The organism is Lentzea sp. NPDC058450, assembly GCF_042721395.1.
Classification (GTDB): Bacteria; Actinomycetota; Actinomycetes; order Mycobacteriales; family Pseudonocardiaceae; genus Lentzea.
The window spans coordinates 1-20,490 of sequence record NZ_JBHXLO010000055.1; the positions used below are offsets into that span (position 1 = coordinate 1).

Annotated in this window: 21 protein-coding genes; 8 read left to right on the forward strand and 13 right to left on the reverse strand. The window is 68.2% G+C overall.

Annotated elements, in window-relative coordinates; translation table 11 throughout:
- Positions 1–101: 101 nt before the first annotated feature.
- Together ACFWNN_RS44280 and ACFWNN_RS44285 are read right to left on the reverse strand one after the other, a co-directional pair.
- Entirely contained in the window at positions 102–1,205 is a 1,104-nt protein-coding gene (locus tag ACFWNN_RS44280) for a LacI family DNA-binding transcriptional regulator (RefSeq protein WP_382445974.1), read from the reverse strand.
- Positions 1,206–1,339: 134 nt separating this feature from the next.
- Positions 1,340–2,377 (reverse strand): LacI family DNA-binding transcriptional regulator, encoded by a 1,038-nt coding sequence (locus ACFWNN_RS44285; protein ID WP_382445975.1) that lies wholly within the window; start codon positions 2,375–2,377, stop codon positions 1,340–1,342.
- A 222-nt stretch (positions 2,378–2,599) separates the two neighbouring features.
- On the opposite strand from ACFWNN_RS44285, the gene ACFWNN_RS44290 reads away from it, so the two are divergent.
- The 3 genes from ACFWNN_RS44290 to ACFWNN_RS44300 are packed head-to-tail and all read left to right on the forward strand — an operon-like array spanning position 2,600 to position 5,732.
- On the forward strand, positions 2,600–3,859 hold the full coding sequence (locus tag ACFWNN_RS44290) for an extracellular solute-binding protein (RefSeq protein WP_382445976.1): 1,260 nt from the start codon (positions 2,600–2,602) through the stop codon (positions 3,857–3,859).
- Between the two features lie 59 nt (positions 3,860–3,918).
- A complete protein-coding gene (locus tag ACFWNN_RS44295; protein WP_382445977.1) occupies positions 3,919–4,836 on the forward strand; it encodes a carbohydrate ABC transporter permease in 918 nt (305 codons plus the stop codon).
- Positions 4,836–5,732 carry a sugar ABC transporter permease gene (locus ACFWNN_RS44300; protein WP_382445978.1) on the forward strand — a complete coding sequence of 299 codons (897 nt, stop codon included), beginning with the start codon at positions 4,836–4,838 and terminating at the stop codon, positions 5,730–5,732. The genes ACFWNN_RS44295 and ACFWNN_RS44300 overlap by 1 nt, the downstream gene beginning before the upstream one ends.
- A gap of 1 nt (position 5,733) precedes the next feature.
- On the opposite strand, the gene ACFWNN_RS44305 is transcribed toward ACFWNN_RS44300, so the two are convergent.
- Positions 5,734–6,285: a phosphotransferase gene (locus ACFWNN_RS44305; RefSeq protein ID WP_382445979.1), complete on the reverse strand. Its 552-nt coding sequence runs from the start codon at positions 6,283–6,285 to the stop codon at positions 5,734–5,736.
- 117 nt (positions 6,286–6,402) lie between these two features.
- Here ACFWNN_RS44305 and ACFWNN_RS44310 point away from each other — a divergent pair, with 117 nt between their 5' ends.
- The 4 genes from ACFWNN_RS44310 to ACFWNN_RS44325 all read left to right on the forward strand — a co-directional run bounded on the left by ACFWNN_RS44310 (position 6,403) and on the right by ACFWNN_RS44325 (position 10,107).
- The gene (locus ACFWNN_RS44310; RefSeq protein ID WP_382445980.1) at positions 6,403–7,497 is read left to right on the forward strand and encodes an ABC transporter ATP-binding protein; all 1,095 of its coding nucleotides are present in this window, start codon (positions 6,403–6,405) and stop codon (positions 7,495–7,497) included.
- Positions 7,498–7,595: 98 nt separating this feature from the next.
- Positions 7,596–8,507: a metal ABC transporter solute-binding protein, Zn/Mn family gene (locus tag ACFWNN_RS44315; RefSeq protein ID WP_382445981.1), complete on the forward strand. Its 912-nt coding sequence runs from the start codon at positions 7,596–7,598 to the stop codon at positions 8,505–8,507.
- Positions 8,504–9,295: a metal ABC transporter ATP-binding protein gene (locus ACFWNN_RS44320; protein ID WP_382445982.1), complete on the forward strand. Its 792-nt coding sequence runs from the start codon at positions 8,504–8,506 to the stop codon at positions 9,293–9,295. Before ACFWNN_RS44315 ends, ACFWNN_RS44320 begins: the two co-directional genes overlap by 4 nt.
- Positions 9,292–10,107 (forward strand): metal ABC transporter permease, encoded by an 816-nt coding sequence (locus ACFWNN_RS44325; RefSeq protein ID WP_382445983.1) that lies wholly within the window; start codon positions 9,292–9,294, stop codon positions 10,105–10,107. The genes ACFWNN_RS44320 and ACFWNN_RS44325 overlap by 4 nt, the downstream gene beginning before the upstream one ends.
- Here ACFWNN_RS44325 and ACFWNN_RS44330 read toward each other — a convergent pair.
- The 6 genes from ACFWNN_RS44330 to ACFWNN_RS44355 form a co-directional block, all read right to left on the reverse strand.
- Positions 10,093–11,451, reverse strand: a complete 1,359-nt coding sequence (locus ACFWNN_RS44330) for a GGDEF domain-containing protein (protein ID WP_285647682.1) — start codon at positions 11,449–11,451, stop codon at positions 10,093–10,095. The genes ACFWNN_RS44325 and ACFWNN_RS44330 overlap by 15 nt on opposite strands.
- Before the next feature lie 309 nt (positions 11,452–11,760).
- A complete protein-coding gene (locus tag ACFWNN_RS44335; RefSeq protein WP_382445984.1) occupies positions 11,761–12,987 on the reverse strand; it encodes an MFS transporter in 1,227 nt (408 codons plus the stop codon).
- A 564-nt stretch (positions 12,988–13,551) separates the two neighbouring features.
- A complete protein-coding gene (rlmB, locus tag ACFWNN_RS44340; protein WP_382445985.1) occupies positions 13,552–14,523 on the reverse strand; it encodes a 23S rRNA (guanosine(2251)-2'-O)-methyltransferase RlmB in 972 nt (323 codons plus the stop codon).
- A 5-nt stretch (positions 14,524–14,528) separates the two neighbouring features.
- Positions 14,529–15,923, reverse strand: coding sequence for a cysteine--tRNA ligase (cysS, locus tag ACFWNN_RS44345; RefSeq protein ID WP_382445986.1), 1,395 nt, complete (start codon positions 15,921–15,923; stop codon positions 14,529–14,531).
- Entirely contained in the window at positions 15,920–16,543 is a 624-nt protein-coding gene (locus tag ACFWNN_RS44350; RefSeq protein WP_382445987.1) for an HAD family hydrolase, read from the reverse strand. The genes cysS and ACFWNN_RS44350 overlap by 4 nt, the downstream gene beginning before the upstream one ends.
- Positions 16,544–16,568: 25 nt before the next feature.
- Positions 16,569–17,513 (reverse strand): toll/interleukin-1 receptor domain-containing protein, encoded by a 945-nt coding sequence (locus ACFWNN_RS44355; protein WP_382445988.1) that lies wholly within the window; start codon positions 17,511–17,513, stop codon positions 16,569–16,571.
- Between the two features lie 53 nt (positions 17,514–17,566).
- On the opposite strand from ACFWNN_RS44355, the gene ACFWNN_RS44360 reads away from it, so the two are divergent.
- Positions 17,567–17,863, forward strand: a complete 297-nt coding sequence (locus ACFWNN_RS44360; RefSeq protein WP_382445989.1) for a DUF6191 domain-containing protein — start codon at positions 17,567–17,569, stop codon at positions 17,861–17,863.
- Positions 17,864–18,279: 416 nt separating this feature from the next.
- Here the strand turns inward: ACFWNN_RS44360 and ACFWNN_RS44365 are convergent, their stop codons facing one another.
- Genes ACFWNN_RS44365 through ACFWNN_RS44380 form a run of 4 tightly spaced genes read right to left on the reverse strand, consistent with a single transcriptional unit; the run spans position 18,280 to position 20,357 of the window.
- Positions 18,280–18,672 carry a PPOX class F420-dependent oxidoreductase gene (locus ACFWNN_RS44365; protein WP_382445990.1) on the reverse strand — a complete coding sequence of 131 codons (393 nt, stop codon included), beginning with the start codon at positions 18,670–18,672 and terminating at the stop codon, positions 18,280–18,282.
- Between the two features lie 4 nt (positions 18,673–18,676).
- Positions 18,677–19,144 (reverse strand): 2-C-methyl-D-erythritol 2,4-cyclodiphosphate synthase, encoded by a 468-nt coding sequence (ispF, locus tag ACFWNN_RS44370; protein ID WP_382445991.1) that lies wholly within the window; start codon positions 19,142–19,144, stop codon positions 18,677–18,679.
- Positions 19,141–19,833 (reverse strand): 2-C-methyl-D-erythritol 4-phosphate cytidylyltransferase, encoded by a 693-nt coding sequence (gene ispD, locus ACFWNN_RS44375; protein WP_382445992.1) that lies wholly within the window; start codon positions 19,831–19,833, stop codon positions 19,141–19,143. The genes ispF and ispD overlap by 4 nt, the downstream gene beginning before the upstream one ends.
- A gap of 35 nt (positions 19,834–19,868) precedes the next feature.
- Entirely contained in the window at positions 19,869–20,357 is a 489-nt protein-coding gene (locus ACFWNN_RS44380; protein ID WP_012782996.1) for a CarD family transcriptional regulator, read from the reverse strand.
- Positions 20,358–20,490: the final 133 nt, after the last annotated feature.

The following is a 20,490-nucleotide window of genomic DNA, read 5'->3' on the forward strand; positions in this document are numbered from 1 at the left end:
CCCCGCGCCCCCGTACAACCAGTACGAGGACGCGGGGGCGGCGTCGCGATGCACCCGTCTGAACGTCGGAACAAGGGGCAAAGGCCAGCGGTCCCAGCGCCTCAGGGCCCGAACCAGCGCTCCTCGGCACCACCGCGCGGCGCCGCCGACGTCTTGCCGATGATCAGCTCGGTCGACAGGTTCACCGACCGCGGCCGTGACCGCTCGTTGGCGTCGAGCAGCAGCTTGCCCGCCGCCCGGCCCTTCTCCAGCACCGGCTGACGCACGGTCGTGAGCCCGGCCTCCTCGCCTGCGCGGATGCCGTCGAACCCGGTCACGGTGATGTCGTGCGGCACGCGCAGGCCACGGCGCGCGGCCTCGGTCATCGCGCCCAGCGCCAGCACGTCCGACGTGCAGATCAGGGCCGTGACCTGCGGGTCCCGGTCGAGCACCTGGGCCGCGCCGGACGCGCCCGAGGCCATGTTGTGGTCGAAGCGCTCGACGACCGGCACCTGCGACCAGTCGACGCCCGCCTCGCTGAACGCCTCGGCGAGGCCCGACAGGCGGTTGCGCTGCACGTGGAAGTGCGCGGCGTGCTGGCGGTCCGGCGTCACGAAGCCGTCGTTGCGGTCCCGCGCGAGACGCATGCACACGACGCCGATGCGCCGGTGGCCCAGGCCGATGAGGTGCTTGGCGAGCTCGTACATGGCGCCGCGGTCGTCGATGCCGACGCGGTCCACGGTGCCGAGGTCCGGCTGGTCGCAGACGACGGTGGGCACCGGGCGTTCCAGCACGGCGGCGAGGTGCGGGTCGTCGTCCGGCACGGAGTAGACGACGAAGCCGTCGACGCCGGCGCGGTGCACGGACGCGACGTCCTCGCGTTCGGGGTTCGCGGGCACCAGCAGCAGACCGGTCCCGGCGTCCTCGCACGCCAGCGCGAGTCCCTCCAGGAACCCGATCGCGGCGGGGTCGCGGAACGCGTAGGAGAGGTTCTCGGTGAGCAGCAGGCCCACCGCCCCGGCCTTGCGCGTGCGCAACGAACGCGCCACAGGATCCGGGCCGGGATAACCCAGCCTTCGGGCCGTGTCCAACACCCGCCGACGCAGCTCGGGAGAGAGCTGGTCGGGCCGGTTGTACGCGTTGGACACCGTTGTCCGGGAAACGCCCAGCTCAGCGGCCAGAGAGGCCAACGTTGCCGGACGTCGCACATGCATCGACCGCGCCATGAAAGGACCGTAACGGTTCAGAACCAATTCGTGAAGTCAGGGTGACCCGCGTCCCTCCAATGACGCATCGGCGCTGGTTGACCCATCTGCCTTGTCAAGAAGTTGGTCCAGACCAATTAGGTCAATCGGTCATCTCACTTCGGCGGCGCAGACGATTCCCTGACGACGAGCCGCGGCCGGAACACGCGGGTGTAGTTGTCGGTGCTCTGCCTGCGACGATCCGGGTCGAGGCGCAGCACGAGCTCGTCGATCGCGGCCGCCGCCATCTCCTCGATCGGCTGCGCGAGCGTCGTCAAAGCGGGCGATGAGTAGGCAGCCAACGGGATGTCGTCGAACCCGACGACCGAGAGCTGTTCCGGTACCGAGATCCCTCGCTGGTGCGCCTCGCGCATGACTCCGAGGGCCATGTGGTCGGACGAGCAGATCACCGCTGTCGGGGTCACCGTGTCCAGCAGCTGCGCCACGGCCTGGCCGCCGCCCTCCGCGCTGAACGGCGCGTGCGCGACGTACTCGCCGCCCGCCGGCAGGTGGTCCTCTTCGAGAGCCGCCGCCCAGCCGGCGCGCTTCAGCCGCGACGGCAACGAGCGTGCCGGGCCCGACACGAACCCGATCCGCTTGTGGCCCAGTTCGATCAGGTGCCGGGTCGCCATGTAGCCCGCGAGCTGCTCGTCGACCGTCACGTCCGGCACGTCCAGCGCGGGCGTGGCACCGTTCAGGAAGACCATGTGGACGCCGTCGGCCAGCAGCTTCGCGTAGTAGCTCGGCCGGGGCGCCTGCCCGAGCGGCACCTCGACGTTGGTGATCTCCGGTGACACGAACACCATGCCCTCGACGCCGCGGGCGAGGAGCATCCGGACGTACTCCTCCTCGCCCATCGGGGCACCGCTGCGGGTGTTGCACAGCAGCGACGAGTAGCCCAGGCGGGCGGCCCGCGTCTCCAGCGCCTCGGCGAACGCGGGGAACACCGGGTTCGAGAGCTCCGGCACGAGCAGGCCGATCACGCCGGTGCGTTGCAGCGCCCCGAGTCCGCGCGGGGTGTACGGCATCTCCGCGAGGACCGACAGCACCCGCTGCCGGGTCTCCTCGTTCACACCCGCGCGCCTGTTGAGAACACGGCTCACGGTCGAGATGGACACCCCGGCTGCCCTGGCGATCTCGGACAGTCCGGACACGTTGCCTCCCAGCTCAGATCAGGTCTGGCGCAAGCCTGCCCGCTTCAGAAAAATTTTGCAACGAGCGTTTGCAAGACAGGGCCGTTACGGCTTGGTTACGGTCCACGTCTTGACCTGACCATGGTTCTGGTAGTGAAATCGCCCGCAACATTCTCGCAAAACCTTGCAAGACCCTTGTCTCACTCGGAGACGAGGCCCCAGCTGGAGGGAACGGCAGCAACGATGCGACGGACAACCCTCGTGACCGCCATGGCGACGGGTGTCGCCCTCGTGCTCACCGCGTGCGGAAGCGGCGGATCGAGCAGCAACAGCGGATCCGACTCGGGCGAAGTGACCTTCTGGGACACGAGCGGCCCGAACGAGAGCCCGGTGTTCAAGAAGATCGCGGAAGGCTGTGCCACCAAGGACGGCTACAAGGTCAAGGTTGAGACGCAGGCCTTCGACGGCGCGCTGAACAACTACAAGACCGCTGCCCAGGGCGGCCAGGGTCCCGACGTCTTCCGCTCCGAGGTCGCGTGGGTGCCGCAGCTCGCGAAGCTCAGCTACGTCGCCGACCTGTCCGACACCGACCTCGCGAAGGACACGTCCGACTTCCTGGAGGCCCCGCTCGGCTCCACGAAGTACGAGGGCAAGACCTACGCGGTGCCGCAGGTGACCGACTCGCTCGCGTTGCTGTACAACAAGAAGAAGCTCGCGGACGCCGGCGTCGAGGCGCCGAAGACGTGGGACGAGCTCAAGGCCGCGGCCGCCAAGCTGGGCGGCGAGAAGGCATTCTTCCTCAACAACGACGCGTACTACGCGCTGCCGTTCATCTACGGCGAGGGCGGCGACCTGGTCGACGCCTCGGCCAAGAAGATCGTCGTGAACTCCGCGCAGAACGTGAAGGCGCTGGAGACCGCGAAGGGCCTGCTGGACTCGAAGTCCGCCACGACGGCTCTCGACGCGACGAACTCGTACTCGAACATGCAGGCCGCGTTCTCGTCCGGTGAGGCCGCCATGGTCATCAACGGCCCGTGGGCCGTCGCCGACTACCTCAAGGGCGCCGCGTTCAGCGACCCGGCGAACCTCGGCATCGCCGCCGTCCCCGGCCCGTCCGCGGGCAAGGGCAGCGCGCCGGTCGGTGGCCACGACTACGTGATCCGCCAGGGCACCAAGGCGAAGCAGTCGTCCATCAAGTTCATCACCTGCATGGCGTCGGTCGAGTCGCAGGCGACCATCGCCAAGGAGCTGGGCCTGCTGCCGACCCGCAAGTCGGCCTACCAGAACGCCGACGTCAAGGCGAACGCCGTCGTGGCCGCGTTCGAGCCGGTCACCAAGGTCGCGCATGAGCGTCCGTGGATCCCCGAGGGCGGCGAGCTCTTCGACCCGCTGAAGGTCGGCTACGCGGACTTCCTGGCCGGCAAGAAGGACGCCAAGACCGCCCTTGACGACGTCGCGAAGGCGTACAAGGAGAAGGTCGTCACCGAGTACTCGATCGGCTGATCGTGTTGAGCGGCCGGGGTTCTCACGAGCCCCGGCCGTTCGCCGGAAGGGGAGTCTCGGTGCGTCGGTTCCTGGACAGGTACTGGTACGCGTATGCGATGGTGCTGCCGGTCGTGGTGGTCATCGCGGTGTTGGTGCTCTACCCGCTCGCACAGGGCGTGTTCTTCACCTTCACGAACATCAACGAAGGCAACATCGCCAACCCGATCCTCGAACGTCCCGCCACCTACGACTGGGTGGGCTTCAAGAACTACCTGAACGTGCTCTCCGGCGGGGAGTCGTTCGGCGCGTTCTGGGGCACGTTGGTGCGCACGTTGATCTGGACCTTCTCGTGCGTGTTCTTCCACTACACCATCGGTCTGGGCCTGGCGCTGCTGCTGAACCGCCAGGTGAAGGGCCGCACGCTGTACCGCGTGCTGCTCATCCTGCCGTGGGCCGTGCCCGCGTTCATCAGCGCGTTCGCGTGGAAGTACATGTTCAACGCGCAGTACGGGATCATCAACCAGCTGCTGCGTTCGATCGGCCTGCCGGACCCCGTGTGGCTCGGTCAGTCGAACTGGGCGCTGGTGTCGGTGATCATCGTGAACGTCTGGCTGGGCACGCCGTTCATGATGGTGGCGTTGCTGGGCGGCCTGCAGTCGATCCCCGGCGACCTCTACGAGGCGGCGGAGATGGACGGCGCCACGCCGTGGCAGCGCTTCCGCCACGTGACGCTGCCGGGCCTGCGTTCGGTGTCGTCGACGGTGGTGCTGCTGGGCATCATCTGGACGTTCAACATGTTCCCGGTCATCTACCTGATCGCGGGCCCGAACCCGAACACGCGCATCCTGGTGACCTACGCGTTCGAGCGCTTCTTCTCCGGCGCGTCCCGCGACTACGCCATCGCGTCGACGTACGGCGTGCTGATCCTTTCGGTGTTGTTGGTGTTCGCCGCGGTGTACCGGCGGGCGCTGCGCAATCAGGGCGAGGTGTGGTGATGACGCTCGACGCTTCTTCCTTGAAGGTCGTCCAAGCCGCCGGTCCGGTTCGCAAGCGCACCGACCGCACTCCGTTGGCGTCCATCGGTCTGCACGGTGCTCTGGTGATCGCCTCGATCATCTCGGTGTTCCCGGTCTTCTGGGTGTTCATCACGTCCCTGAAGCCGGACGCCCGCGCGGTCGAGCCGTCGCCGAAGTTGTTCAACGAGTCCTCTGTGGACAACTACACGCGGATTCTGGCCGGCGACAAGGGGAACTTCCTCGCGTGGTTCGGCAACTCGGTCGTGATCGCGTTGCTCACCACGGTCATCGCGGTGTTCCTGTCGGCCACCACCGGCTACGCGGCGTCGCGCTTCCGGTTCCCCGGCAAGCGATCGCTGATGATGTCGTTCTTGCTGGTGCAGATGTTCCCGTTCGCGGTGCTGATCGTGCCGCTGTACAACATCCTGATCGCGCTGGGGCTCAACGGTTCCACGTTCGGTCTGGTGCTGGTCTACTGCACGACCGCGGTGCCGTTCTGCACGTACATGCTGAAGGGCTACTTCGACACCGTGCCGTCGGACATCGACGAGGCGGGGCGGGTGGACGGGCTGTCGCCGTTCGGCGTGTTCTGGCGGCTGATCATGCCGCTGGCCAAGCCCGGTCTCGCGGTCACGTCGTTCTACGCGTTCCTGACGGCCTGGGGTGAGGTGGCGTTCGCGTCGGCCTTCCTGTCCGCCGCCGACGAGTCGAAGACGCTGGCCGTCGGGCTGCAGGTGTTCGTGCAGCAGAACCGGACCGAGTGGGGGCACCTCGCCGCCGCGTCGATCCTGGTGGCGATCCCCGCGATCGTCGTGTTCTACCTGGTGCAGCGCTTCCTGGTGACCGGCCTCGCGTCCGGCGCCGTCAAGGGCTGAGTCACCCGGCTGGAGGCGGCTGCAGGGCCGCCTCCAGCTCTGCCCGGCGTTCGCCCAGCCCGTACGCGTCGCAGATCGTGCGGAGTCCTTCCGCCGCAACCTTTGGATCTTCGAGATCCAGGTGCCGCCGGCACAGGTGTGCGAGGTCGTGGACGCGCCGGCCCGGTGCGGCGAGATCCCAGTCGAGGAACGCGACCGGCACCCCGTCGCGGCAGACCGTGTTCCGGGGCGACAGGTCGTTGTGGCACACCACTTCCTGGTCTCCGGCGAACTCCGTCCCCGCCGTGAGGTCGTGGAACTCCCGCACGAGCCGGGCCACCTCGGCCAGCCCGTCCGTCGATCGCGCCGGCGCCTGCCCGTCGAGGAACGCCAGCACCTCGCGTCCCTTCCCGTCCACGCCCAGGTACCGCGGCGCGCCCCGCCACCCGTGCCGTTCGAAGTGGAGCAGCAGCCGGTGGACGAACGGCGAGTGGGCGCCGAGCGGCCGGCGGACCGTGTCCCCGATCCGGACGACCTCGTTGGTGCAGCCGCCTGGGAGCGGCGTTTCGTTCATGCCTCTGAACGTAAGCGCTTACGTTGTGCCGCGCCGAAACGTAAGCGCTTTCGTCTGTTCACGTAAGCGCTTGCAACACCTAACGTCGCGTCCAGACAAGGGTGAAAGGTGCGTCACATGGCAGAGGTGTCCTACGTCAAGGCGTCGCGCGTGTTCTCCGGCAACCCGCCGGTCCGCGCGGTCGACGAGCTCTCGCTGGAGGTCGCCGACGGCGAGTTCCTGGTGCTGGTCGGCCCGTCCGGTTCCGGCAAGTCGACGGCGCTGCGCATGCTCGCGGGCCTCGAGGACATCGACGAGGGCGCCATCCACATCGGCGGCAAGGACGTGACGAACGTTCCGCCGAAGGGCCGGGACATCGCCATGGTGTTCCAGTCGTACGCGCTCTACCCGCACATGACCGTCGCCGAGAACATGGGCTTCGCGCTCAAGCTGCGCGGCGTGCCGAAGGCCGACATCAAGGCGAAGGTCGAAGAGGCCGCCAAGATGCTCGACCTCACCAAGTACCTGGAGCGCAAGCCGAAGGCGCTCTCCGGTGGTCAGCGTCAGCGCGTCGCGATGGGTCGCGCCATCGTGCGCGAGCCCTCCGTGTTCCTCATGGACGAGCCGCTGTCCAACCTGGACGCCAAGCTGCGCGTCGAGACGCGTGCGAACATCGCCGCCCTCCAGCAGCGCCTCGGCACCACCACGATCTACGTCACGCACGACCAGGTCGAGGCCATGACGATGGGCCACCGGGTCGCCGTGCTCAAGGACGGCCTGCTGCAGCAGTGCGACACGCCTCGCGCGCTGTACGACCGCCCGGCCAACGCCTTCGTCGCGGGCTTCATCGGCTCGCCGGCCATGAACCTCAAGACCGTCCCGATCAGCGCGGAGGGTGCCAAGCTCGACGGCATCATCGTGCCGCTGTCCCGTGCCGCGCTCGACGCCGCCGGCGGTCTGGACGAGGTCACCTTCGGCATCCGTCCCGAGGCGCTCGGCATCGTGCCGTCGGGCGAGGAGGGCATGGAGATGACCGTCGAGCTCGTCGAGGAGCTCGGCGCCGACGCGCTCGTGCACGGCGCCGTGAAGATCGGTGAGTCGTCGCAGCGCTTCGTCGTCCGCGTCGACGGCCGCACGCCGCCGACCCTCGGCCAGCACGTCAAGGTCGCCGTCCGCGACCACAGCGAGATTCACCTGTTCCACCCCGAGTCGGGCGAGCGCCTGGAGTCCTGAGTCACACGTTCAAGCCCCCGGCGTGACCGTCGGGGGCTTTTTCGTGTCGTAATATGAACTCGACAACGGTTTCCATTACCTGATCGAGGGACGGCGTGATGACTCTCCGCAACGCTCTGGTCGGCACTCTTGCCGTGGTGAGCCTGGCCGCGTGTGGCACGTCCACGCCGTCCGCCGACAACGGCAAGATCCAGGTCGTGGCCTCCACGAACGTCTGGGGGAGCGTCATCAAGGCCGTCGGCGGCGACGCCGTCGAGGTGAAGGCCCTGCTGGACGACCCTTCGGCTGACCCGCACTCGTACGAGAGCAAGCCCGCGGACGCAGCCCTGGTCAAGGACGCCAAGCTCGTCATCTTCAACGGCGGCGGCTACGACGACTTCTTCGCCAAGCTGATCACCAGCGACGCCACCAAGAAGATCGAGGCGTTCCCGCTGGCCGACAACCACGCCGAGCCGTCCACGGGCACGCCGGACGCCGACGGGCACGACCACAGCACGAACGAGCACGTCTGGTACGACCTGCACACCGTCGAGGCCGTGGCCGAGGCCGCGTCGACCGAGCTCAGCGGCCTCGCGCCGGACAAGAAGGCGACGTTCGAGAAGAACGCGGCGGACTTCAAGAGCGCCCTGGAGGAGCTGGAGAAGAAGGTCGCGGGCGTCGGCAAGGGCAAGAAGGTCGCCGCCACCGAGCCCATCGCGCACTACCTGATCGAGGAGAGCGGCGCCGAGGACGCGACCCCCGAGGCGTTCAGCAAGGCCATCGAGGAGGAGGCGGACGTGCCCGCCGCCGCGCTCGCGTCGATGAACCAACTGGTCGAGGGCAAGCAGGTCACCGTGCTGGTCGAGAACACCCAGACGGAGAACCAGGTGACGAAGGGCGTGGTCGAGAAGGCGCGCACCGCCGGTGTGCCGGTCGTCGCCGTGACCGAGACGCTGCCCGAAGGCGTGACCGGCTACCTTGACTGGATGACCAAGCAGGTGGACGCGCTCGCGCAGGCGCTCAAAGCATGAGCGCGATCTCGCTGCGCGGGGCGAAGCTGTCCTACGGCGACCGAGTCCTCTGGGACGGCCTCGACCTGGACGTCGAGCCGGGTGAGTTCCTGGCCGTCCTCGGCCCGAACGGCTCCGGCAAGACCAGTCTGATGCGCGTGCTGCTGGGCCTCCAGCCGCTCTCCTCCGGCACGGTCTCCGTGGCCGGCGGCAGGCACGCCATCGGCTACATCCCGCAGCAGCGAGCGCTCGACCAGTCCATGACGTTGCGGGGCCGCGACCTCGTCGGCCTGGGCCTGGACGGCCACGCGTGGGGCTTCGGCTGGCGAGGCCGCCGCGAACGCCGCGTCCGCGTGGACGCCGCCATCGAGTCCGTGGGCGGCACCCGGTACGCGGACTCGCCCGTCGGGCTGCTGTCCGGCGGCGAGCAGCAACGGCTGCGCGTCGCCCAGGCCCTGGTCGGCGACCCGACCGTGATGCTCTGCGACGAGCCGCTGCTGTCGCTGGACCTCGCGAACCAGCGGATCGTGTCCGAGCTGATCGACAAGCGTCGCCGCGAGTCCGACACGGCCGTCCTGTTCGTGACGCACGAGCTGAACCCGGTGCTGCCGCTGGTGGACCGGGTCCTGTACCTGGTCGGCGGCCGGTTCCGCGTCGGCACGCCAGAAGAGGTCATGAACTCCCGCACGTTGTCCGAGCTGTACCGGACGCCGGTCGAGGTCGTGCGGGTGCGCGACCAGATCCTGGTGGTCGGCGCCGGCGCCTGCGAGGAGCAGACGCACCACCTGTCGGCGGAGGCCGCGTCGTGAGCTTTCTGGACCTGCTCGAACTCGACTTCGTGCAGACCGCGCTGATCGCGGCCGCCGTGCTGGGCCTCGTGGCGGGCGTCCTGGGGCCGCTGGTCGTGACGCGCAAGATGGCGTTCGCGGTGCACGGGACCAGCGAGCTCGCCTTCACCGGCGGCGCGGCGGCGCTGCTGCTCGGCATCGGCGTCGGCTACGGCGCGCTGGCCGGGTCGATCTTCGCCGCGGTGCTGCTCGGCGTGCTGTCCCGCCGGGAGAGCGACCGCGACTCGGTTATCGGCGCGATCCTCGCATTCGGACTCGGCATGGGCATCCTCATGCTGGCGCTCTACAAGGGACGGGCCAGCAACAAGTTCGGGCTGCTGACCGGCCAGATCGTCGGCGTGGACTCGACGGACCTCAACCTGCTGGTCGTATCGTCCGCCGTGGTGCTGGTGGCGTTGGCGTTCATCTACCGGCCGCTGTTCTTCGCCTCCGTCGACCCCGACGTGGCGGTGTCGCGCGGGGTGCCGGTGCGCGCCCTGTCGATCGTGTTCGCGGTGCTGGTCGGCGTGGCCACCGCACTGTCGGTGCAGGTGGTCGGCGCGCTGCTGGTGCTGGCGTTGATGATCACGCCGGCGGCCGCGGCGATGCGGATCACGGCTTCGCCGTTGCGGGCCACGGTGCTGTCCGTGGTGTTCGCCGAGGTCGCCGCCGTCGGCGGCATCCTGCTTTCGTTGCAGCCCGGGCTGCCGGTGTCCGCCATGGTGACGGCGGTCAGCTTCGTGATCTACCTGGTGTGCCGGCTGGTCTCGTCGCAGCGTTCACGCACTGCGTGAGCTGATCGGCTTCGTCACGTCGTCCTGGCGCGGCGCGGGCATCAGGCGCGGCGGGATGTCCAGCCCCGCCACCCGCACCTGGTTGCGGCCGTTCTCCTTGGCCTTGTAGAGCGCCGCGTCCGCCGAGTGCTGCGCCGTCGCCATGTCCGGCCCGTTGTCCGGGATCACGGCCACGCCGATCGACGCCGAGATCGCCCGCAGCGACTCGCCCTCCGGCTCCGACGGCTGGGTCTCGCGCCCGTACAGCGTCACGACGTTGCGGTGCTTGTCGGTCGTGGGCACGGCCAGCGAGCCGATGGCCTCGCGGATGCGTTCGGCGATCGTCACGCCCTGCGCGACCGGGGTGTCCTTCAGCGCGACGACGAACTCCTCGCCGCCGTCGCGACCGGCCACGTCGCCGGGACGCAGCTTCTCGCGCAGGATCCGGCCCACCTCGGCGAGCACGGCGTTGCCGGCCGGGTGGCCCCAGGTGTCGTTGATGCGCTTGAAGTGGTCCAGGTCGATGACGAGGACGGTCATCGGTTCGCCGTCCAGGCGGCACCTCTCGGCGAGGCGGCCCGCGTACTCGGCCAGGCCGTTGGTGTTGAGCAGGCCCGTCCGGTAGTCGGTGTGGGCGTCGGCGGCGAGGCGCTGGTGGAGCTGTTCCTGTTCGCGCAGCAGGCGTTCCAGGTGTGCCCGGCGCTCGCCCGCCTTCGACAGCAGGGCGTTGACGAGGATCACCGGCACGGCGAGCAGCAGCGGGCCGACCCAGTGGGTGGTCATGAGCATGCCGAGCATCGCGCCCGCGCCGAGCGTGCTCATTTCGAGCATGTTGTCGACTTTGGAGCCGAGGAAGTCGAGGACCTTCGAGTTCGGCGTCACGATTTTGAATGCCACGGCGACTGTCATCACCTGGACGAACCAGTAGAGGACCGCCGCTATCGCGAGAATCAGGACCAAACTCAGGTCAGTCGGGACGTTTCCGGTCGCAGCGAGCGAAACGCCCGAAAGGTGCACCAGTGCCCAGGAGAGGAGCGTTGAGGCGAGCATCGAGGCGGTGCCGAAGACGAAGCGGTACGGCTGGCGGCGGGCGATCGGCTGGATCAGGATGCGCATCCAGATCGTGGCGATCACGGCCAGGCCGCCGGGCAGTGCGACGGCCGCGGCGAAGGTCCAGACCGAGGTCAGGTCGATGTGGGGGCCGGAGGCCTCGTTGCGGCGGGCCTCTTCGGCTCTGCGCACGATCGTGAGGTGAATGGTGATCGCGGCGATCAACGCGCCGAAGCGGAGCCAGTCGGCTGTCGAAACGGACGTGAGCTTCGTCAGGAGCCAGATGGAGGCAACGGCTACGGCCGCTTCGAGCACGAAAAAGTAAGCGATCGCACTAGGCGCAACGGTCCAAAGGTCCCAGTTGCGAATCGGAGTCAAGCCGAGTGCCCGCGATCGCCTGCGATCAGTCAAACTGTTCTTCACCACGACCCCCTACGCTCATGGCACTTCATGAGCTAAGCCGCCGCTGACCAGGTCGTAGACCACCACGCTGCCGCTCGTCGCAACGAGGAGGTGTCCTTCCATGTGCAACCGAGACTTCTAGCGCTGCCCTTCCTCCACTCGACTTCCACACCGCATCCTGATGCCTCTACGACGGATATCGCTATTGGTGACCGTTCTGTTTCAGATTGCCACCGCCTTCGTGTCGGCGCGACCCCGCGCCCGTCGCCAGGCGAAGGTGGCCTGCGTCGCCAGCAGCAGTCCGATACCGCCCGCTCCCGCGATCGTGGCCGTGACCGATCCGACCGAATGGGCGACGACACCCGCCAGCGCCATTCCACCGCCCTGGCTCGAACGCAACGCCGCGCGCCCAATGCCATAAGCCCTGCCTCTGTACTGGTCCGGTAGCAGGCGCATCCACGCCGAACGAGCGGGTGTGTGATAAGCCCCGCCTATACCGGCAATCACCAGCAAAACGATCGTCCAGGTCAGGTTCGGGTGGAAAGCGAACATGATCAACGGCGCCAGCGACAGGATCGCCAGCGGCCCGATGAGCCGCTCCCGCTTCGCCGGATCCCTGACCAGACGGAAGAGCAACGCCACGCCCAGCACGTTCGCCGCGGGCTCGATGGCGAGGATCAGACCGACCGCCCAGACGGCGTTCAGGCTCGCCGCCAGCGGTACCGCGAGTCCTTCCGGGACCATCGCGAGGCCCGCGAGCAGACGGACGCCCAGCAGCGTCCTGAGGCGCGGTTCCGACACCATGAGGGTCAGCACACCGCGCGACTCCTCGTCGGGCTTCTTCTTGCGTCCCAGCGGGTCCGCGGCCGGCCGGTGCTTCACCGACGTCTGCACGAGGACCGCGAGCAACACGAACGTGCCCGCGTTGATCGCGAGCGCGAGACCGGGACTCGTGTGCGCGACCAGGAAACCGGCCGCCGCCAGGCCCGCCATCTGCGCGATGTCGACGGACGTGCCGAACAGCGCCACCCCGTCGTCGTAGCGCTTCGGCGGCAGCACGTTCGGCAGGCTCGCCTCCTGCGCCGCGAGGTACGGCGAGGAGATCGCCAGCACCACCACGAGCAGCACGATCATGGCCCACAGGGGCATGCCGGGAATGGCCATCGCGCCCATCAGCACGGCCTGCATCCAGGCCGTCGTCACCATTACCGTGCGGCGCGGGAACCGGTCGGCGACCCAGCCGAGCAACGGCCCCGAAATCAGCGGCGGGAAGAGCGTCAACGACCACGTGAGCGCGGTCCAGGCAGCGGATTGTGTTCGCTCGAATACGAGCAGTGACAATGCGACCGCCGCGAGTTGGTCGCCGGCGGTGGACGCGGTCGAGCCGATCCACATCGCGCGGAACTCGCGCAAACCCACCAGCTCGCGGACGGTCCCGCGGGCCGTCATGCGGTGCCTCGCGGCAGCGCTGCCCGCGCGCGGCGAATCGGCACGTCCCGATTCGCTCTACGCCGAGTCACGTCGCCCCCGCCGGTGGTAATCAATTCCTATCGACAATCACGGTAGAAGCTGCCTGACCGTTCAACGTCTGTCCTACCACAGTGTGTACCTAAACGGAGCAGAGCAGTTACCTAAAGTAGTTACAATAGTGAAACACAGAGCTGATCTTCTTCACAGTTGACCTCGGGTTCGCCTGATTGGACCCCAAATGGTCACACTATGTGTCAGCCGGTGCCAAACGGGTGCCGCGTGCTCGCCCAACCGGTGCAACCGGCTCCGACTCCTGACCGGCAGGACCCGTTAATGGCGATCGAGACGACGGTACCCGCGCCCGGGAGTGGCGCGTAATAGCCCACGCGGTTTGTCATGCGAACGGCAGCGTGGTTCTGGCAAGCGTGAAATGTCGACTTTCACGCTTGCCCTTCCAAACCGGTTTAGTGGCCAGGAAAACGATCACTAACGTCGGCCAAAGGACGCGCTTAGCGTCACGAACTAGCCGATAACGTCAGGCAATCAGCCTTTGGCATCGATCCGGCGGCGACGCGCCACCTCGGCCAGCACGACACCCGCGGCGACCGACGCGTTGAGCGACTCGACGCCCGCGGCCATCGGGATCGACACGGTCTGGTCGCACGTCTCCTTGACCAGACGCCCGAGCCCGCGGCCCTCGGAACCGACCACCACGACGAGCGGTCCGGTGGCGAGTTCGAGGCCGTCGACGTCCACGTCGCCGTCCGCGTCGAGGCCGACGATCATGAGACCGGCCTCCGCCCAGTCACGCAGCGTGCGCGTGAGGTTGGTGGCCATCGCGATGGGCGTCTTGGCCGCGGTGCCCGCGCTGGTGCGCCAGGCGACGGCGGTCATCGAGGCGCTGCGCCGCTGCGGCAGCACCACGCCCTGCGCGCCGAACGCGGCCGCGGAGCGGATGACCGCACCGAGGTTGCGCGGGTCGGTGACGCCGTCCAACGCCACCAGCAACGGCGGCCGGGTGGAGTGCTGGGCGAGTTCCAGCAGTTCGTCCGGGGTCGCGTACTCGAACGGCGGCACCTGGAGGCCGAGGCCCTGGTGCATCGCGCCGCCGGTGATGCGGTCGAGCTCGCCGCGGGACACTTCCAGCACGGAGATTCCCCGCTCGGCCGCCAGTCGCACGGCCTCCTGCACGCGGTCGTCCGCGTCGATGCCCAGCGCCACGTAGAGCGCCGTCGCCGGCGTGCCCGCGCGCAGGCACTCCACGACGGGGTTGCGGCCCGCCACGGTCTCCGCGGCGGCCTTCTCCTTCGTCTGCCTGCGCTGGGTCCTGGCGGCAGTGGACTTCGCCGCCATCTTGGCGTTGCGGTACGCCGGGTGGTTCGGCCGGTCGACCGCCTTCGGCGTCGGACCCCTGCCCTCGAGCCCCTTGGACTTCTGCCCGCCGGAGCCGGCGACCGCGCCCTTCTTCGAGCCCGGATTGCGCATCGCGCCCTTGCGCTTGGAATTGCCAGCCACGGAAGTCAGTCGTCCTTCAAAGTCCACTGCGGACCGCCGGGGGTGTCCTCGACGGCGATGCCCGCGTCGGAAAGCTGGTCCCTCAGCGCGTCGGAACGCGCGAAGTCCCTGCTCTTGCGGGCTTCCTGGCGTTCGACCAGAAGTCGTTCCACCAGGGTGGTCAACGCCTGCCGCATGCCGGTGTCGGCAGACGACGCGTCGTTCCACTTCGGCGACAACGGGTCGACGCCGAGGATGTCAGCCATCCGGCGGACGCACTCGGCCGCGGAACGGGCCGTGTCGTCGTCACCGTCGGCAAGAGCCGTGTTGCCCTGGCGCACCTTGTTGTGCAGTGCGGCCACGGCCTGCGGCGTGTTCAGGTCGTTGTCCATCGCGGCGACGAAGTCCGGGCACATGTCGCCCCGGAGCTCGATCGGCCCGAGCTTCTCCACGGCACGGCGCAGGAACGACTCGACGCGGCCGTACGCCGTCACCGCCTCGTCCAGCGCGCCCTCGGAGTACTCGATGTGCGAGCGGTAGTGCGGGGACACGAGGTAGTAGCGCAGCTCCTGCGCGCGGACCTTGTCCAGCATCGCGGGGATGGACACGGTGTTGCCGAGCGACTTGGCCATCTTCTCGCCGGACAGCGTCACCCAGTAGTTGTGCATCCAGTAGTTCGCGAAGCCGTCACCGGCCGCCCGCGACTGCGCCTGCTCGTTCTCGTGGTGCGGGAAGATCAGGTCGAGCCCGCCGCCGTGGATGTCGAACGTGCCGCCGAGGTACTCGGTCGCCATCGCCGAGCACTCCAGGTGCCAGCCGGGCCTGCCGTCGCCCCAGGGGGTCGGCCAGGACGGCTCACCGGGCTTCGCGGCCTTCCACAGCGTGAAGTCGCGCGGGTCGCGCTTGCCGCGCACGGCCGTCTCACCCTGCTCGACGGCGTCCAGCTTCTGCCCGGACAGCCCGCCGTACTCGGGGAACGAGCGCACGTCGAAGTAGACGTCACCGTCGACGTCGTACGCGTGGCCCTTGTCGATCAGGCGCTGCATCAGCTCGACCATCTGCGTGATGTGGCCGGTGGCGCGCGGCGCGTACGACGGCGGCAGGCAGCCCAGCGCGTTGTACGCGTCCTCGAACGCCCGCTCGTGCGTGTACGCCCACTCCCACCACGGCCTGTCGTGCTCGGCGGCCTTGGTGAGGATCTTGTCGTCGATGTCGGTGACGTTGCGGACCAGCGTGACGTCGGTGCCGTCGTGGGCGAGCCAGCGACGGAGGACGTCGAAGTTGAGGCCGCTGCGAACGTGCCCGATGTGCGGCACGCCCTGCACGGTCGCCCCACACACGTAGATCGACGCCGTTCCGTTGACCTGCGGGTGGAACTCCCGCATGGACCGGCTCGCCGTGTCGTAGATGTGGAGGCTCACACGGGAATGGTACGGGCCACATCCAAAAGAGCGTCCGGGCGGTCACTCGTCGGAACCGGGTTGACGAGCCGGAAGGAGCAACCGATGGCCTCGGCTCCGCCGTCCGCCTCCTCGCTGTCGCCGACCATTACGGCATTGCGGGGATCGACGCCCAGCCGTTCGCAGGCCGTGGTGAAGATCTTCGGGTCCGGCTTGATGACGCCTTCTTCATACGAAAGCACGAACTCGTCGACGAGGTGCGTCAGGCCGTGCAGCTCGAACACCGTGCGGATGTCCCAGCCGATGTTGCTGACGACGGCGACCGGGATGTCCCTGAGGTGTTCGAGCGTCGCCTTGGTGTCCGGGTACGGCACCCACGATTCGGGGTGCAGCAACTGGTCGTAGAGGGCCTCGGCGTCGGGTACGAGCGCGTCCTTGAGGACCTTGACGTGCACCCAGCGGTGCACGTCGGGGTCGAGATCGCGGCGCAGCCAGCCGTCGACCAGCTCGGGGTCCATGCCGTCGGTGATGCCGACCGGGGCGGTGAGTGCACGCATCAGGTCACCGTTGGACTCCAGCTCGGGGTGCTCGAGCCGGAACAGCGTGCCGGAGAAGTCGAAGAGCGCGGCGCGGATCGTCACGCCCCCGACTCTACGTGCTCTTCGCCTAGGTGGTCTGGACCTTTTTGAGCTCGGCCTCGACGTCGGTCGTGTCGTACTTCAGGGTCAGCCGCAGGTCGCCCGCGCCGCGGTCGGTGGCGGCCGCGAAGTCCTCGACGAACTGCTCGATCTGCTTGAGCGGCTGGTCGGCGAGCTGGGCCGCCGCCCGGTACAGCGCGGTGTACCGGTCCGGCGTCGTCGTGCCGCGCAGCTCAGCCGACCAGTCGAGCAGCCCTTCGTAGTGCTCCACGAAGCCGTTGGCCAGGTGCTTGATCTTGTCGCGGTCACCGGGCCGTCCGGGCGGGCCGAACGCCATCTGCACGCGGCCGGGCGACAGCAGGTCCTCGACGGCGTTGAGGATGCCGTCGAACGACCGGCTGCGCGCCCGGAACGTGTCCAGCGCGTCCACGTCCTCGGTGATCAGGCGCTTCGGCTTGACCGTGCCCATCTCGTGGCTGACGCGCTTCGACTTCAGGTTGCGCATGAGCATCGCGACCGTGTCCGAGAACAGCTGGTACTCCCAGCCGGGCTGCGGCGCGCTCGCCGCCGTGCCGACCTTCTGCGCGATCATCTCGGCCAGCTCGCGCGGACTGCGGTTGCTGATGTCCAGGTAGCCGGTGCCGACCCGCAGCGCGGGGATCTCCGTGTCGTCGAACCGCACGGGCAGCACGTACTCGGTGTCCGACACCAGCGCGCGGTCGAACGCGGCCTGCCGCTCGTGCTTGGTCCACATCTTCCGGGCGTAGTGCTCGGAAATGAACATCACGCAGAAGCGCGAGTCGTGGCGGTAGATCTGGTCCAGGTGCTCGACGAGGTTCTTGCCCCAGAGATCGGCTTGCTCGTCGGTGTCGTAGAAGCGGGAAACACCGAGTTCGGTGAGGTGGCGGGCCACCTGGTCGACGTAGGGGCGGTCTTCGCCGGCGAAGGAGAGGCACACGTCGTACTTGGGCACCAGCCGAATGGTAGTGGCGGGAACCACAGCGCAGACGGGGGAGTTGTCCTTGTATGAGCCTGGGGTTCCTGTTCGCCATGTCGCTGCCCGCGTTGGTGGCGGCCCTGTTCTTCCTCGCCGTGTTCGAGAGATTCGTGCGGGGCAAGAAGAAGGGCACGCCGCTCTCGACCGCCGGGATCGGTGAGCTGGGGGCGACGTTCGAGGCGGGGAAGCGCGAGGAGCTGGAGTTCCGCAAGGAGGAGCGGCAGCTGCGCGACGAGGAGGGGGACGCCGCGCCGCCGCGGAGCTCGGTGGATCTCGACGGCGGCACGGCGGTGCTGAAGGTGCCCGCGCAGAGGCAGGCGTCCTAGTACGCGGGTTCCGGTTGCTTGGGTGGGTCGCGTTCCAGCGGGGTTGGTCGCGTTCCTGGGTTCGGCCGGCGGTTGCGAGGGTTGGTTGCGCGGGTCGTGACGAAAGACCTGGGGTGTGCGATTGGGGCTTGACTTCGGGGCCCTTGCGAGGCGCTGGTCGGCCGGAAAAGGCCGGGCTGAAAAGCGCCCGGCCGAGCTCGAGAAGCTAGCACCTCGCACCCAAAGTCAAGCCCCAATCGCCAGCGTGGGCGGAACCGGCTCCCAGCCGTGCATCAGCCCGTTCGGGCTCGCCTTCGGCTTCGCGTGCCGGGTTTCGTAGGTGGTTGGCTTTGCGTTGACGGCTGCCGGTTGAGAGCGCGCGCCGGGCCAAGACGGTGGTCGCCTTGCGTTGGCGACTGCGGTTGGGTGCTGGGTGGTCAGGCGTTGCCCGTGGTCTTGGCTACCTTCACGCGGACGATGACGCGCACGTTGTCGGTGCCCTCGTCGCCGGGGTAGGCCTTGCCCAGGTACTTGTGCGACAGCTCGTCGATCAGCTCGCGGCCGCCCTCGGTCGTCAGCTGCGCGTCCCCGCGGAACTCGGCGTACTGGTACGGGTTGTCCTTGTTGATGACGGTGACGCTCACCCGCGAGTCGTTCTGCAGGTGGCGCTCCTTCGCCCGGCCCACGACCGTGGAGAACAGGACGTCGTCGCCGTCGCGCTTGACCCACACGACCGAGGTCTGCGGGCTGCCGTCCTTGGTCAGCGTGGCGACCGTGCCGTAGTTCGGGCTGTCGAGGAGTTCGCGCTGTGCATCTGAAAGCGTGGCCATGCTGTCAGGCTAGGGGCAACAGCAGTGCGGTCGCGATCGCGGCGATGCCCTCGTTCCGCCCTGTGAGACCCAGGCCGTCCGTCGTGGTGCCGGCGACCGAGACGGGGCCGCCGACGGCCTCCGAGAGGGTCTTCTGGGCCTCTTCGCGGCGCTTGCCGACGCGGGGCTGGTTGCCGATGACCTGCACTGTGGCATTTCCCACTCGGTAGCCGGCTTCCTCGATCAGGCGCCGCACCTCCGTGAGCAGGACCACACCGTGGGCGCCCGACCAGCGCGGATCGGACGTGCCGAAGACGGCGCCCAGGTCGCCCAGGCCCGCGGCGGACAGCAGCGCGTCGCACAGGGCGTGCGAGGCCACGTCGCCGTCCGAGTGGCCGGCGCACCCGTCCACGCCCTCCCACAGCAGGCCGGCGATCCAGCACTCCCGACCTGACTCGATCGGGTGGACGTCGACGCCCTGGCCGATCCTCATTCGTGGCCTCCGCTGAACAGTGCTTCCGCGACCGCCAGGTCGAACGGGGTGGTGATCTTCATGGCGTGCGCGTGTCCGGGAACCGTGTGCACCGCGACGCCGTTCTTCTCTACGAGACCAGCGTCGTCAGTCGCGGCAATACCGGAGCAATAGGCGGCTTTGAGAGTCTCGGCGCGAAAACCCTGCGGGGTCTGCACGACCCGTAGAGCGGCCCGATCAAGTGTGGAGACGACCACTCCGACCTCGTCCACCTGCTTGATCGTGTCGGCGACCGGCAGCACCGGGATGACGGCGTCGAACCCGCCACGCACGGCGGCGACGACGGCGGCGATGACCTCGGGAGGGGTGAAGGCACGAGCGGCGTCGTGGACCAGCACGATCGAGGTGTCCGGAATCACGCTGAGAGCGTGGTCGAGGGCGAGGCGCACCGAGTCGGTGCGTTCGGCGCCCCCTGAAAGCACGTGCACCGCCCCGCCGGCCGGGGCCAGCGAGGCGGTTGCGGTGTGCACTTGGTCCACATCGGACGGTGGAGCGGCGATGACCACGTGTTGAACCTGGCCTGACTCGAACAGGCCACGCACGGCACGGGTCAACAGCGGAACTCCGTTGACCGGCACGAGCGCCTTGGGCATCCCGTAGCCCAGACGCTCACCCCGCCCTGCCGCGGGCACGAGCGCGACAACACTCATGTTCGCGACTGAATCCGATGCTCTTTGTGTGATTGTTAAGAAGCAGTGGCGAGAACTTCGTCGAGGAGAACCTCGGCCTTGTCCTCGTCGGTGCCCTCGGCCAGCGCCAGCTCGCTGACCAGTATCTGCCGCGCCTTCGCCAGCATCCGCTTCTCGCCGGCGGAAAGCCCGCGATCCTTTTCGCGCCGCCAGAGGTCGCGCACCACTTCCGCAACCTTGTTCACGTCGCCGGAGGCGAGCTTCTCAAGGTTGGCCTTGTACCGCCGAGACCAGTTGGTCGGCTCCTCGGTGTGGGGAGCACGCAAGACCTCGAAAACCTTGTCGAGCCCTTCCTGGCCGACAACGTCACGCACGCCTACGATTTCGGCGTTGTCAGCGGGAACCCGAACGGTGAGGTCGCCCTGCGCTACCTTGAGAACGAGGTACTTCTTCTCCTCGCCCTTGATCACGCGGGTCTCGATTGCTTCGATGAGAGCGGCACCGTGGTGCGGGTAGACGACGGTCTCTCCGACCTTGAAAACCATGTGTCCTCTGCCCCTTTCGATGCCTCCATCCTATCACGTCCGGCAACCCTTCGATCGCTGCTCGATGATCCGTTAGTGCTGGTCAGGGCCGTGCGGGGGGTTGACAAACCACCTGTTCGCGTGCAAGGTACGT

What these genes read in the sequence shown, in the direction of transcription:
- ACFWNN_RS44280 (WP_382445974.1), bottom strand. Translation starts at nt 1,205, where the DNA reads ATGGCGCGGTCGATGCATGTGCGACGTCCGGCAACGTTGGCCTCTCTG.
- ACFWNN_RS44365 (WP_382445990.1), bottom strand. Translation starts at nt 18,672, where the DNA reads ATGGCCACGCTTTCAGATGCACAGCGCGAACTCCTCGACAGCCCGAAC.
- ACFWNN_RS44315 (WP_382445981.1), top strand. Translation starts at nt 7,596, where the DNA reads ATGACTCTCCGCAACGCTCTGGTCGGCACTCTTGCCGTGGTGAGCCTG.
- ACFWNN_RS44320 (WP_382445982.1), top strand. Translation starts at nt 8,504, where the DNA reads ATGAGCGCGATCTCGCTGCGCGGGGCGAAGCTGTCCTACGGCGACCGA.
- ACFWNN_RS44290 (WP_382445976.1), top strand. Translation starts at nt 2,600, where the DNA reads ATGCGACGGACAACCCTCGTGACCGCCATGGCGACGGGTGTCGCCCTC.
- ACFWNN_RS44380 (WP_012782996.1), bottom strand. Translation starts at nt 20,357, where the DNA reads ATGGTTTTCAAGGTCGGAGAGACCGTCGTCTACCCGCACCACGGTGCC.
- ACFWNN_RS44310 (WP_382445980.1), top strand. Translation starts at nt 6,403, where the DNA reads ATGGCAGAGGTGTCCTACGTCAAGGCGTCGCGCGTGTTCTCCGGCAAC.
- ispF (WP_382445991.1), bottom strand. Translation starts at nt 19,144, where the DNA reads ATGAGGATCGGCCAGGGCGTCGACGTCCACCCGATCGAGTCAGGTCGG.
- ACFWNN_RS44305 (WP_382445979.1), bottom strand. Translation starts at nt 6,285, where the DNA reads ATGAACGAAACGCCGCTCCCAGGCGGCTGCACCAACGAGGTCGTCCGG.
- ispD (WP_382445992.1), bottom strand. Translation starts at nt 19,833, where the DNA reads ATGAGTGTTGTCGCGCTCGTGCCCGCGGCAGGGCGGGGTGAGCGTCTG.
- ACFWNN_RS44300 (WP_382445978.1), top strand. Translation starts at nt 4,836, where the DNA reads ATGACGCTCGACGCTTCTTCCTTGAAGGTCGTCCAAGCCGCCGGTCCG.
- ACFWNN_RS44360 (WP_382445989.1), top strand. Translation starts at nt 17,567, where the DNA reads ATGAGCCTGGGGTTCCTGTTCGCCATGTCGCTGCCCGCGTTGGTGGCG.
- ACFWNN_RS44335 (WP_382445984.1), bottom strand. Translation starts at nt 12,987, where the DNA reads ATGACGGCCCGCGGGACCGTCCGCGAGCTGGTGGGTTTGCGCGAGTTC.